This is a genomic window from Paenibacillus sp. 1-8 (assembly GCF_056316205.1).
In genome coordinates this window covers 4033889-4047436 of sequence record NZ_CM149995.1, presented here as the reverse complement: position 1 = coordinate 4047436, position 13548 = coordinate 4033889, and the positions used below count along the sequence as shown (strand labels likewise).

11 protein-coding genes are annotated in these 13548 nt (G+C 46.9%); all 11 read left to right on the top strand.

The window, feature by feature from the left end:
• Positions 1-92 precede the first annotated feature (92 nt).
• Positions 93-539: a D-aminoacyl-tRNA deacylase gene (gene dtd / locus AC0WRU_RS18500; RefSeq protein WP_476125880.1), complete on the top strand. Its 447-nt coding sequence runs from the start codon at positions 93-95 to the stop codon at positions 537-539.
• A gap of 105 nt (positions 540-644) precedes the next feature.
• Positions 645-806 (top strand): hypothetical protein, encoded by a 162-nt coding sequence (locus AC0WRU_RS18495; RefSeq protein ID WP_162833900.1) that lies wholly within the window; start codon positions 645-647, stop codon positions 804-806.
• A gap of 159 nt (positions 807-965) precedes the next feature.
• Positions 966-1472, top strand: a complete 507-nt coding sequence (locus AC0WRU_RS18490; protein ID WP_476125879.1) for a type 1 glutamine amidotransferase domain-containing protein — start codon at positions 966-968, stop codon at positions 1470-1472.
• A gap of 62 nt (positions 1473-1534) precedes the next feature.
• Positions 1535-2008 carry a hypothetical protein gene (locus AC0WRU_RS18485; protein WP_134913065.1) on the top strand — a complete coding sequence of 158 codons (474 nt, stop codon included), beginning with the start codon at positions 1535-1537 and terminating at the stop codon, positions 2006-2008.
• A gap of 687 nt (positions 2009-2695) precedes the next feature.
• A complete protein-coding gene (gene hisS, locus AC0WRU_RS18480) occupies positions 2696-3940 on the top strand; it encodes a histidine--tRNA ligase (protein WP_025682630.1) in 1245 nt (414 codons plus the stop codon).
• 152 nt (positions 3941-4092) lie between these two features.
• Positions 4093-5871, top strand: a complete 1779-nt coding sequence (gene aspS / locus AC0WRU_RS18475; protein WP_476125878.1) for an aspartate--tRNA ligase — start codon at positions 4093-4095, stop codon at positions 5869-5871.
• A gap of 155 nt (positions 5872-6026) precedes the next feature.
• Complete coding sequence (locus AC0WRU_RS18470) at positions 6027-6776, top strand: tRNA threonylcarbamoyladenosine dehydratase (protein ID WP_025682632.1); 750 nt, start codon at positions 6027-6029, stop codon at positions 6774-6776.
• A 172-nt stretch (positions 6777-6948) separates the two neighbouring features.
• Positions 6949-8247 carry an NCS2 family permease gene (locus tag AC0WRU_RS18465; RefSeq protein WP_476125877.1) on the top strand — a complete coding sequence of 433 codons (1299 nt, stop codon included), beginning with the start codon at positions 6949-6951 and terminating at the stop codon, positions 8245-8247.
• 143 nt (positions 8248-8390) lie between these two features.
• Complete coding sequence (locus AC0WRU_RS18460; protein WP_476128676.1) at positions 8391-10142, top strand: ABC transporter ATP-binding protein; 1752 nt, start codon at positions 8391-8393, stop codon at positions 10140-10142.
• A gap of 549 nt (positions 10143-10691) precedes the next feature.
• Entirely contained in the window at positions 10692-11372 is a 681-nt protein-coding gene (locus tag AC0WRU_RS18455) for a response regulator transcription factor (RefSeq protein ID WP_476125876.1), read from the top strand.
• A gap of 658 nt (positions 11373-12030) precedes the next feature.
• On the top strand, positions 12031-13380 hold the full coding sequence (locus AC0WRU_RS18450) for a 2-hydroxycarboxylate transporter family protein (RefSeq protein WP_476125875.1): 1350 nt from the start codon (positions 12031-12033) through the stop codon (positions 13378-13380).
• Positions 13381-13548 lie beyond the last annotated feature (168 nt).

The window sequence follows — 13548 nt, the reverse complement described above, 5'->3', positions numbered from 1 at the left end:
GGGTATAAAGACCCGTTATGTCGCTAAAAGAGACGTGACCCGCCCGTAGGTGGCTTTTACAGGGCAAGGATAAAGGAGACAGCGGACAGGCGATGAAGATTATTATTCAACGCTGTAAAGACGCTCAGGTAACGGTTAATCAGAAGGTGGTCGGCAAGATCGGAGCCGGATTAATGCTGCTGGTCGGTATTGGTCAGGGAGATACGGCGGCTGATTCCGTTTATTTGGCGGACAAAACAGCGGGATTACGTATATTTGAGGATGCTGAAGGTAAAATGAACGACAGTGTGCTGGATGTCGGCGGGGCCATATTGTCCGTCTCTCAGTTTACGCTGTATGGTGACTGCCGCAAGGGTAGAAGACCGAATTTCATGGGCGCTGCCAAGCCTGAAGAAGCAGAGAAGCTGTACGATTTTTTCAACAGCCAGCTGCGAGCAAAGGGCCTGAAGGTCGAGACGGGGATTTTCGGGGCTATGATGGATGTGTCATTGACGAACTGGGGTCCGGTGACACTGATTCTGGATAGCGAACGGTCGTAGGTGGAGCTAAGTAGCATAAAATGACCGTTCAGGGGGACGATAAGGTCATCTCCGCTGGTGTTTAGCCAGGCGGGTAGCCTTAAGGGTGACAGGAGAGACGAAGCCATGCGTCAAACCCCAAAAGTGGACGGTTATCGAACCGCTGCACTTCTTTTTCCCGGTAGTATTCAGGAGTCAACCAGCCTCACTCGTGAGAGTGACACGTTATTACAGCATGTCGCAGTAGCTATGGACAAGCCGGGTCGTGGTGCTTTGCCGCGCAGGTAGGGAAGGAGCCGAGAGGCTCCTTTTTCTTTTTCACTGCTTCGAATTGTTATAAAACAGATCAAGCGGGTAATAACAAAGCGTGGTAGACAAATGAAAATTTGTCACAAACTTAAATTACAACTCATCTTGAGGATAACCGGAAAGGAGATCTGAACGATTATGAGTAAAATTGCGTTTTTGTTGGCTGATCAATTTGAGGATTCCGAAATGCAAGTGCCTTACGATGAATTAAAGAAAGCCGGGCATGAGGCGGATATTATCGGTCTGAAACAAGGCGAAAAAGTGAATGGCAAGCAAGGCAAGGCAAGCTACACCATTGAAAAGGCCATTGGGGATGTGGAATCAGTTGACTATGATGCTGTTGTTATTCCTGGCGGATCATCCCCGGAAAATCTGCGTCTGGATGCGTATGTTCTCAAATTTGTGACTGAAATTAACGAGGCCAAGAAAACGATTGGGGCGATCTGCCATGGTCCGCAAATTTTAGCGAGCGCTGATTTGTTACAGGGACGAACGATTACAGCTTATCCTCCTTTGAAGGATGACTTGATTAACGCGGGTGCCCATTTTGAGGATCGCGAGGCGGTTGTGGACGATAACTTTATTACGTCCCGTACACCTAAAGATGAGCCTGCTTTTGTGCGTGAGCTCTTGAAGGTGTTGTAATTTTACTGTGAATGCTTCTGTGAATGTATGCCAGTACAATTCCCATTTGAGGAGGATTTAATATGGCAAAGCAGATTCAGGCTTATTTTCGCACGGAGGATGAAGCTGAGGGTGCCAGAGCGTCGCTTCAAGCCTATAGAACGGAACATTTGGAAGTAGGTGCGCTGGATGATGCACTCGGCAGGGACACGCGGGTGTTGATCCCGCTGGTTCCCTATAACAACACTGGTGCTGTGGGCACGTTAGGGGCTGCAGGTGCAGCAATACCCGCCGCTGGCGCTTATGGTGAGAACATTATTCCAGAGGTGGAGAATGGCGAGGCTGACCGTGGCACTGCACGCAGGGATTTGAATGAAGACCGTAGCAGGACGACGGATCACGACACAGGCCTACTTCATGCGACAGACGCCTACATTAACGGTGATCAGGATGAATTGCGGTATGTATTGTCCGCGAAGGTGAACGATGCTGACTACGATGAGGTCGTTCATAAGCTCCGTTCCAATCGCGGTTATATAGCACAATTATTGGATTAAAGCTGAAAAAACCGTCACAAGTTTGTCGATAAATTGAGGAATTCAGAAGTTATAGAACGGCTGTAATACAATTGTAATATTCGAAACATCATTCCTTAATATTCGTTGTTTATAATAACAGCATGACCCCCTTTTAATATATCTTTTGAACCTGCGGACCGTTTCCGCAGGTTATTTTCTTTTTATAGGGACTTATTTGTCTTATTACGGGGGAAAGTCTTGACTTTGTCGAAGCAGTTCATTAAAATCATAAAATAATGAAATTGATTTGATGACGGGACCAAGTACTCCGAACCCACAAGCGCAGAGAGGAATTTCCAGGCTGTAAAAATTCCCTTGATGAGCGGACGAATGACCTCCCCGAGAACGGGCGGCGAACAATTGAGGAATACCTACTGAAAGTACATTGCAACTGTGCCGACAGCGGAGATCCTGCATAATAGCCGTACTGCGCGTTACGGGCGTTATACGTATGAGCGGAGTCAGTGTAATGCTGACGGGCAATGAGTGATTCTTACGCTGGTTGTCTGGGTAACTCCGGAATGTGGGTGGTACCACGGGTGATTCGTAAACGACAATCTCTCGTCCCTGTTAATTTAACAGGGCGGGGGATTTTTTGTTTTATATTGAAAAGTGGAGCAAGAAGAAAGCGCACAATAAGAAATACAACGACGGGGGGATACGTTAATGGCCTTTCAAAAACCGACGGGAACACAGGATTTGCTGCCGGGCAGTGTAGAAAAATGGCAAGTTGTCGAGGAAAAAGCTCGTGAGATTAGCCGCCGCTTTAATTATCGTGAAATCCGTACACCGATGTTTGAGCAAACGAATTTGTTCGTTCGAGGTGTGGGTGAAACGACGGATGTGGTGGAAAAGGAAATGTACACCTTTGAGGATAAAGGGAAGCGCAGTATGACTTTACGTCCGGAAGGGACAGCAGGCGTGGTTCGCTCCTATGTGGAGAACAAGCTATACGGGGAGCCGGATGTAACGAAGCTGTATTATATCGGTCCAATGTTCCGCTATGAGCGTCCACAGGCTGGACGTCAGCGACAGTTCCACCAATTCGGTATTGAGGCTTTTGGTGCGGTAGATCCTGCACTGGACGCAGAGGTTATCGCTTTCGGGTATCAGTTCTGCCGTGAGCTGGGTCTGAAAGGGGTAAAGGTGGAAATTAACTCAGTCGGCAATGCAGCCAGTCGTGCAGCCTACCGCCAGCATCTGGTGGACTTCCTGCTGCCGATCAAGGATACGTTGACCAAGGAGAGCCAAGCGCGTATTGAGCGTAATCCGTTGCGAGTGCTGGATAGCAAGGATGACCAGGACAAATTTGGCGGTGCGCCTTCCATTTTGGATAGCTTGGACGAGGAATCCCGCACACACTTTGAGAAGGTGAAGCAAAATTTAGACGCTATGGGTGTGGAATATACAGTCAACCCGCGCTTGGTACGGGGACTGGATTATTATACGTTGACCGCGTTCGAATTCAAAGCTGAAGGGATTGGAGCCATTGACACCATCGGTGGAGGCGGACGCTATAACGGACTGGTTGGCGATCTGGGCGGACCGGATCAGCCGGGTATTGGCTTCGGTATCGGACTGGAGCGGATTCAGCTAATCTTGGAGCATCAGGGTATCGAATTGAACGAAGCCAGGCCGCTGGATGTATATATGGTGGCATTGGGTGAAACGGCAGAAACGGAAGTGACCAGACAGCTGTTCAAGCTGCGTCAAGCCGGATTTTCCGCAGAGCGAGATTATCTGGGTCGCAAAATGAAGGCACAGATGAAATCAGCAGATCGTTTTAAAGCACGGTATACTGCGATTTTGGGCGAGGATGAGCTGGTACGCGGTGAAATTGCATTGAAAAACATGGAAACTGGCGAGCAGCGTACCGTCAAGCTGGATCAACTGGTGGAAGAGCTGGGATAAACCCAGACCATCTTTTATTATCATCTGTGATGCAGTAAGCACGAGAGACAACAAATATGTATTGAAGTAACCAAGTAACATTCAGTCGGGTGAAACTTCCCTCGGCTGGTCAGATAGCAACAACCACTAAAACATAAACAGGAGTGTGTATTATGAAAAGGAGTCATCAATGCGGCGCATTAACCCATGCGCATATCGGAGAAACAGTTACATTGAACGGTTGGGTACAAACCCGTCGTGACCTGGGGGGCGTACTTTTTATCGACCTGCGTGACCGCAGCGGGATTGTACAAATCGTGTTTAACCCGGCATATTCCGGTGACGCGCTGCAAATTGCGGACCGTGTTCGTAGTGAATACGTACTGGAGGTTACGGGTACAGTGGTCAAGCGTGATGCCGAAACCATTAACGCGAACCTGCCTACAGGTGAAATTGAAGTGCGTATTACGGAAATTGAAGTATTGAATGCAGCCAAAACACCTCCGTTCTTCATTGAAGATGGCGTAGAAGTAGACGAGTCGCTGCGTTTAAAATACCGTTATCTGGACCTGCGCCGTCCGGAAATGCACCAGACGTTGAAACTGCGTTCCAAAGCAGCAAAAGTATTCCGTGACTTCCTGGACGGTGAAGATTTCATCGAGGTAGAAACGCCAATTTTGACGAAAAGTTCTCCGGAGGGTGCACGTGACTATTTGGTGCCAAGCCGTGTGCATGAGGGTGAGTTTTTTGCATTGCCGCAATCGCCACAACTTTACAAGCAATTGTTGATGGTGGGTGGCGTAGAACGCTACTACCAAATTGCACGTTGCTTCCGCGATGAAGACTTGCGTGCCGACCGCCAGCCTGAATTTACACAGATCGACATTGAGACCTCCTTTATGCAACAGGATGACTTGCTGCCCATGATGGAGCAACTGATGGTGAAGCTGTTCAGAGAGACGGTTGGTGTAGAACTGGAAACTCCGTTCCAACGGATTACACATGCCGATGCAATGGACAAGTACGGCTCTGACAAACCGGATCTGCGATTTGGCCTTGAGTTGATTCATGTCAATGATATCGTGGCAAGCAGCGGTGTGAAGGTATTTGCTTCTGTAATTGAAAAAGGCGGCGAGGTTAAGGTCCTCAATGCTAAGGGCTGTGGCACATGGAGCCGCAAGGATATTGACGATCTCGGTCCTTATGCTGCACGTTACGGTGCCAAAGGTTTGGCTTGGATTCAAGTGAAAGAAGGCGAATTCAAGGGGCCTATCGTTAAATTCTTTACACCGGAAGAAATCGAAGCTCTGAGAGAGCGTACGGGAGCCGAAGAAGGCGACTTGCTGCTCTTCTCTGCGGATAATAAAAAAGTAGTCGCTGATGTATTGGGCGCGCTTCGTCTGAAAATTGGCCGTCAACTGGGTCTGATCGACGACAACGTATACAAATTTGCATGGGTTGTAGACTTCCCGCTGCTTGGCTATGATGAAGAACAAAAACGTTATGTAGCAGAACACCATCCGTTCACTCGTCCAAAGGACGAAGACCTTGCCGTCTTGGACACAGACCCAGGTCAAGTTCGCGCCCAGGCCTATGACATCGTACTGAACGGCTACGAAGTGGGCGGCGGCTCGATGCGGATTTACAAACGTGAAGTTCAGGAGAAAATGTTCAAAGCTCTTGGCCTGTCGCCGGAAGTAGCTAATGATAAATTTGGCTATCTGCTGGATGCGTTCGAATATGGTACGCCTCCACATGGTGGTATTGCCTTCGGCTTTGACCGTCTTGTGATGCTGCTTGCGGGTCGTACAAACCTGCGCGAAACCATTGCATTCCCGAAAACAGCCAATGCAACAGATTTGCTGATGGACGCACCGTCCGAAGTGGATCAAGGTCAATTGGAGCAGCTTCATATCCGTCTTGCTCCGAAGCCAGTTACTCCTAAAGCTTAAGACGAACGTTTGCTTTTACAGTTGCCCTACATGGGCTTGTGAATAGTTTATAAAATGCCATGAACCCGTTACCCTCTTATGGATAATGGGTTCGTGGTTTGTATGCATGAAATTCAAGCATAGTGTCTAAATCAGTGAGGGAGGATATATACCATATGCTGCATCAATTTTCACGAACAGAGCTGGCCATCGGCACTGAGGGTCTGGAGGTTATGAAAAATAGCACGGTAGCTGTGCTGGGTATCGGCGGTGTCGGTTCGATTGCAGTGGAAGCGCTGGCGCGGACGGGTGTTGGACGCATCATTTTGATTGATAAAGACGTCGTAGATATTACCAACATTAATCGCCAGATTCATGCGCTGACGACAACGGTAGGTCAAAAAAAGGCCGATCTAATGGTAGAGCGTGTGAAGCTGATTAACCCTGAATGTGAAGCGATTGCACTGAACATGTTTTATACGGAAGAAACGTATGAGGAGCTGTTCAAGTACGATCTGGATTATGTGCTGGATGCCTCGGATACGATTATTTATAAAATTCATTTGATCAAGGAATGTCTGAAACGGGGGATTCCGATGATCTCCAGTATGGGCGCTGCCAATAAAATGGACCCAAGCCGTTTTCAGGTGGCGGATATCTCCCAAACGAAAATGGACCCGATTGCCCGTGTGATCCGTACCAAGCTGCGTAAGGAAGGCATTACAAAAGGTGTCAAGGTCGTATACTCCGATGAGGAGCCGATGAAGCCGCGTGAAGAGATTACGAAAAAAATCGTACCTGCGAACGCACCTGAGATTCGGAAGGCGAAGCAGCCGCCTGCGAGCAATGCTTTTGTACCTCCCGTGGCAGGATTGATCATGGTTAGTGTAGCTGTTAAGGATTTGCTGGAGCGCGCTGGCGTGTAGCCGGGAAGATATAGCGTGACTGTGTACTTGTAGATTTTGTAGTATGAATTTACTTTAAGACCTGTAGTTCTGTGCATCACATTCACCTGTGTCACAGTCAACTGCAGCTCTTTTTGTTTTGGAAAGCGCAGCTTGCTGCAACCAGATTGACAACTTGCTGGAGGGTTTTGGTATGAAGGGTGGACTATGGTCCAGGAGTCTCGGTTTCAAACCCGAGCATCATTGGAAAAAGGAATTGGCCGCTGGTGCCATTTCCTATTTTTCCGTTGTATATATTGTGATGGTCAATGCGACTATTTTGGCAGATGCCGGGATTCCTCTGCAAGGGGCGATGCTGGGGACACTTCTCACGTCCATGATTGGCTGTCTGCTGATGGCTTTTGGAGGGAAATCCCCCATGGTCGTTGTGCCGGGGATGGGGATCAATGCCTTTTTTACGTATACGCTCGTACATTCGATGAAGCTGAGCTGGCAGGAAGCGTTGATGGTGGTCACCATCACAGGAATTTTATTTGCCATTGTAGCATTTACATCTTTGTACAAGCTGATTAGCCAGGCCATTCCTCATAATTTACAGCACGGAATCACGGTGGGAATCGGCTTGTTTTTAACCTTTATTGGATTACAGAAAAGCGGTATCGTGATTGCTCATCAAACGACCTTTGTGGCCATTGGTCATTTTAATGACCCTAAGGTAATCACGGCTTGTGCAACGTTGCTGCTCGCTATTGTGCTGTTTGTCCGTAACGTTCAGGGTGGGCTGCTGATCAGTATTTTGGCAGGAACCGGGCTTGCTTACGTATTGGGAGCTGTTGAGCCGGCAAGCACGGTGCGAACGTCTGAGACGGTGCGGCAGTATGGGCAATTGTTTGGAGAGCTTTCCTTTTCAGGCATTGTCTCGGTAGCCTTCTGGATCGCTGTTTTTCTCCTGCTGCTTATAGTGTTATTCGAAAATATTGGTATGATTACTGCACAGACCAACATGATTGGAAGACCCGATACGTTCAAGAATAGCTTGCGAGTGTTGGCGGTAACCAATATTTTTGCCGGTATTTTAGGGAGCAGTCCGGCGGTAGCGGCTGCGGAATCGACGGCTGGTATTGCAGCAGGAGGTCGCTCAGGGGCGACGCCGCTGGTCACTGCCATTTTGTTCGGGGCAACCTTCTTTTTCATTCCGTTACTAGCTTATATTCCGGATAGTGCCATTGCGCCCGTGCTCATCATCATTGGCGGTCTGATGGTACAAAATGTGCGTGAAATGGATTTTAGTGATTTTACCGAGGCGTTTCCTGCATTTCTGGTCATGGTGATGATGCCCTTTACTTATAGCATTGTAGACGGGATGGCCTTTGGTTTTATTGCATATCCCGTAGCCAAACTGGCAGCAGGGCGTGGCAAGGAAGTGCCTGTCGCATTGTATATCATTTCTGTACTGTTTGTGGCTAACTTTGTGCTTCATTCTCTGGTGTAGTAAACTCAAATTTAGGCTGCACTGTTCATAACCCGCGCACAGCGCGGGTGTTGTTGTTTGGACAAGAATGGTCAGACAGGAAGCGAGGTAAATGGTTTATGGAAAAGGAACATCATCTACAGCAAGATGAACAGCAGGACAGTATGAAGGAAAAGCCGGGTAAAAAACCCGATAGGGCTGGTATGGGCCGGTTTATCAAATTGATTGCAAGCGCACACCCTCCCAAGGCCATTCTCGTTATCGCCTTGATTCTGACCTTGATTCAGACAATTGCCGGTTTAATTGTACCGCTGATGACCAAGGGACTGATCGACGGTTTGACCTTTTCTTCACTGAACCGAATGGTCATTTTGGGTTTGCTTGGTGCTTTTGTGCTTCAAGCAGTGGCATCGGCGGTTTCTATTTATATGCTGAACTATGCCGGGCATAAAATTGTGGCTAATTTACGCAAACGCTTATGGCATAAAATCTTGTCTCTTCCCATTCCGTATTTTGACCGGAATCGTTCAGGGGATACAATGAGTCGTGTCACCAATGATACAAGTCTGATTATGAACCTGATTACGGAGTATCTTGTGAATCTGATTTCTAACGTAATTGCCATTATTGGTGGTATTGCCTTGCTTTTTTATCTAGATTGGGTCATGACATTCATTATTATGGCTATCGTTCCATTAACAGCGCTGATTTTATTTCCCGTGGGCAGGAAAATGTACCGTATATCCAAAAAGCAGCAGGATGAGATGGCTGATCTGACCTCGGTACTGAGTCAGGTTATCGGAGAGATCAGGCTGGTAAAGGCGTACGGGACGGAAAGCAGGGAAGCACAGGCCGGAGAGGATCGGATTTACCGGATGTTCCGTTTTGGCTTGCAGGAATCTCGTATTTTGGCACTGGTAGGTCCCATTTCTACTTTCTTGCTGACCGCTGTACTGGTTATTATTTTGGGTGTAGGTGGTGTTCGAGTCGCATCGGGTGTGCTGACCGCGGGGGATTTGGTAGCTTTTATTTTGCTGCTGTTTCAGGTGATTACACCGATGGCCCAGTTCACGACCTTATATTCACGTCTGCAAAAGGTGGTTGGAGCTACCGAGCGGATTCAGACGATTTTGGATCATGAAGAGGAGCCACTGGAATTAAAGCTGGAAGCAGCAAAAGAAAGCAGGGATATTGTGCTGCGTGATGTTGCTTTTTCCTATACCGAAGGTGAAGAGGTTCTTCATCATGCCAGTTTGGTCATTCCGGCTAACCGAACAACTGCATTTGTTGGACCGAGCGGAAGCGGCAAGTCCACGCTGTTTTCGTTGCTGGAGCGTTTTTATGTACCGGATACGGGAGAGATTCGTTATGGAGATGAACCGATATCGTTGTATACCTTATCCTCCTGGCGCTCCAAAATTGGCTATGTGTCGCAGGAAAGCTCGATGATGACCGGAACGGTCAGAGATAATATCACGTATGGCTTGGGACGGGAGGCTGATCTGGAGGAAGTGAGACAGGCAGCCACGATGGCGTACGCGGATGCGTTTATTATGGATTTACCGCAAGGCTATGAGACTGAGGTGGGTGAGCGGGGAATGAAGCTCTCCGGCGGGCAACGTCAGCGGATTGCCATTGCTCGTGCGCTTTTACGTAGCCCGGATATTCTTATGCTGGACGAGGCTACATCCAGTCTGGACAGTTCATCCGAGCATGAGGTGCAGAAAGCGCTGGCCAATCTGATGGAAGGTCGTACGACGATTGTTATCGCTCACCGTTTGTCTACTGTGGTTCATTCCGATCAAATTATTGTGTTGGACAAGGGTAAGGTAACCGGTGCAGGAACCCACGCGGAGCTGATTGAATCCCATGAGGTATACCGCGAGCTGGCTCAAAAGCAGTTTGTGGAAGTTTGAGGGGGTATGGAGCATTAGAGGCCGCTTCGCGTGTGATTTGATCCTCCGATCGCTGTTGCCTCTGAATTCCTCTGATTGTAATAAGACAGAAGGTTGGAATTCAGAAGCAAAGGCGAACGCTCCGCTTCTTTGGATTCAAATCACCCGCTTCGCTGGTGCCGCAAGGGTCCATACTTTATGTGAAGGGCAGGGGAAGTTCAAGAGCAAAGTTCAAGAGCATAAGAGCAAAATATAAGAGCAGAAACAAAGGAATATTTGTGAATGAAGCTGTATGACATACAACATATAGAGTTGGCTAAAATGATGCTAGACTAAAAAGTGGACACCGAGAAGCAAGAATAAAGTCAATTCATTTAGCAACTTGCTTCCATTAACGCACTAAGAAATAAATGGGATTGAATCCGTATTAATTCATTTATATACAGATATTTAAATATTTGTCATGAATAAAAAAGTGATGTGTTTTTTGTTTTTTTGTATTGTTAAAAAGGGTTTTCGTAAGAGGATTTTTAGAAAGGAATGGGGTCAAGAATGAGCAAACCGAGAGTATTGGTTGTTGATGATGAGAACGCTGTCAGAAAATTGATTAAAACGGTTCTTGAAGGCGATGGAATGGCTGTTCTTCAAGCTGAAAATGGCATGGAAGCCATGCGGATGATTAGCGAGGAGCCATTCGATCTCGTCCTCCTGGACATTATGATGGAAAATATTGATGGCTATGATGTGCTTGGTCAAACGCGCAATATGGGCATCCATACGCCAATCATTTTTCTGAGCGGGAAAAAAGAAGACACAGATCAGATCATTGGACTTGGGCTTGGGGCAGATGCCTATGTTACCAAGCCATTTAGTCCTCCTGTGCTTTGTGCTCAGGTAAAGAACCAGATTAAAAGATATCGCCAGCTTCAGGAATCAAAACAAGAAGCCTCACGCATTGCGTTGGGACCATTTCTATTCAATCATCATACCTATACGTTTCAAAAAAATAATCAGGAAATCGCGTTGTCATCAAAAGAGTTACAGCTCATGAAATTTTTTATGGAGCACCCCAATCAGGTCTTCTCGAAAGAACAGCTATATCAAAACATCTGGAAAGATACGGTTGTCGATAATAATACGATTATGGTCTATATCAGACACCTGCGGACCAAAATTGAGGAAAATCCCACTAATCCGAAATATATCAAAACCGTCTGGGGAATCGGGTATCGTTTTTCCGTTGAAAGATAGATTAACTATATACTTCTATCCAATTGTATACGTTCTCTTGAAAGCGCGCCGATGGACTCGGGGGGCTTTTTTTCTACGGCTGATTATTTCTCTAGTCACCCTTAATTTAGTACTAAAAGGGAATACATAACTTTGGAGGGCGGCATCACAATGCCTCTAATAAAATTGTAGCGACTCTGCCTCAAACATACCTCTATCTCAAAGATATTGCCAAGCCCGGCATCTAGACTGCAACTTAAAACCGGACACAAAATCCCTCGCACCAATAATGACCAGAACGTTTTTTAGTCAAACCAGGACGATGTACCGACGAACCACGGGACGCCGCAGTGGGAATGAACATATTCTCCGCTGCGGTGAGTTTGTCGTGCTCGTCGAGATTCTTTAGCCGGAAGCATATTATGCAAAATGCTGAACAAGTTGTGTTAGTAAATGAGTCAACCCGTAGTTTTTTTCTTTGAAAGCGCTGACATATTTTTGTCACATGATTCTTAAAAACATTTAAGGATTACTCAGAATACTTTAAGATTTTCTTTTTACAATTTAGTTATCTCGAATCATCCAATGAGTGAAATCGTTTTACAACAAAGTCTTGTGAAACCTGGGCTAGCGATTGGTTCGAGGATAAACGCAGATTGATCATCTAGGAGGCGATCAAGTGGTCACTAATAATCTACAAGAAGCCGCAGAGCTTAAGCTACAGCCACGAACAGAGTCCAAATGGCAAAAGGTGTTGAATTACAAGATTGGAGGGGTCATTCCTGTAGGTCTTTACATCCCGTTTATGGCTGTTGTCTACTTGCTGATGAACTCCGGAAAGCTCGGTAATGACATGCCTGGGGCTGTATCTGTCATGGTATTGTATGGCTTTATTCTGGCGGAAATTGGAAAGCGAATTCCTATTCTGAAGGATATCGGAGGAGCTGCCATTATGGCAACGTTTGTTCCTTCTTACATGGTGTATGCTCATCTTCTCCCGCAGTCAGCGACTGATTCCATTACTGACTTTATGGATAATACCAATTTCCTGTATGTGTACATCGCAATCGTTATCGCGGGTAGCATCCTTGGTATGAACCGGGAACTCATGATAAAAGCGGTCGTTAGATTGGCTGTCCCTTTGACGATTGGATCCATTCTCGGAACAGGCGTCGGTTTGCTTACAGGTGTGGCTTTGGGAATCCCTGCGTATGATACCTTGTTTTATATCCTTGCTCCTATCATGGCGGGAGGCGTTGGTGAAGGTGCGATTCCACTCTCTATCGGCTACAGCCAAATTTTAGGTTCGACCCAAGGTGAACAATTTGCCATGATTATTCCTGCGGTCATGTTGGGTAGCTTGTGTGCTATTATCCTGTCCGGCTTGTTGAAACAACTGGGAGATAGAAAACCAGAACTTACTGGTAACGGCACGCTACTCAAAACAGGGGATAGCGATGTTTTGGGACTTGCAGAGGATAAAAACAAAAAACCGCTTGATCTTTACCAAATGGCTGCCGGAGCAATTTTAGCTATCGGATTCTTCATGGTAGGTACCTTAGCCGCTGAGTTTGTTGGTCTGCCTGGTCCGATCGTAATGCTCTTTGCGGCATTCCTGGCAAAATATTTTGGTTGGTTGCCAAAATTCCTTGAAGACGGAGCGCAACAGATGCAACGTTTCTTTGTTATCGCTGTAACGTACCCGCTCCTGCTTGCGGTAGGTGTTGCTAAAACACCATGGGAGGCCCTGATTTCTGTAATTAGCCCTGCTTATTTCATCACCATTTTTGTAACTGTATTAACCGTGGTTGTGAGTGGATATTTTGCTGGTAAGTGGATGAAAATGTATCCGGTTGAAGCTGCGATTATTACTTCTACTCGATGCAGCCAAGGTGGAACAGGGGATGTTGCGATTCTTTCCGCAGCCGATAGAATGGGACTCATGCCATTTGCCCAGGTATCCACACGTCTCGGTGGTGCCGCAACGGTAACACTTGCTATTTTCCTGCTGCGATACCTTACACACTAAGGTAGTGAAATCTTAAAAAAAATTAATAATTTGACAGGATACTTTAAGATCTTGTCATTACAATGAAGTTGTCTTGAGACACCATTTCGTAGACGAACGTGAATAACTGGTATAATTCGGAAGCGAACCAGTCCTAGTACTAGGGCTAGGGACTGATGGGCTACTAGC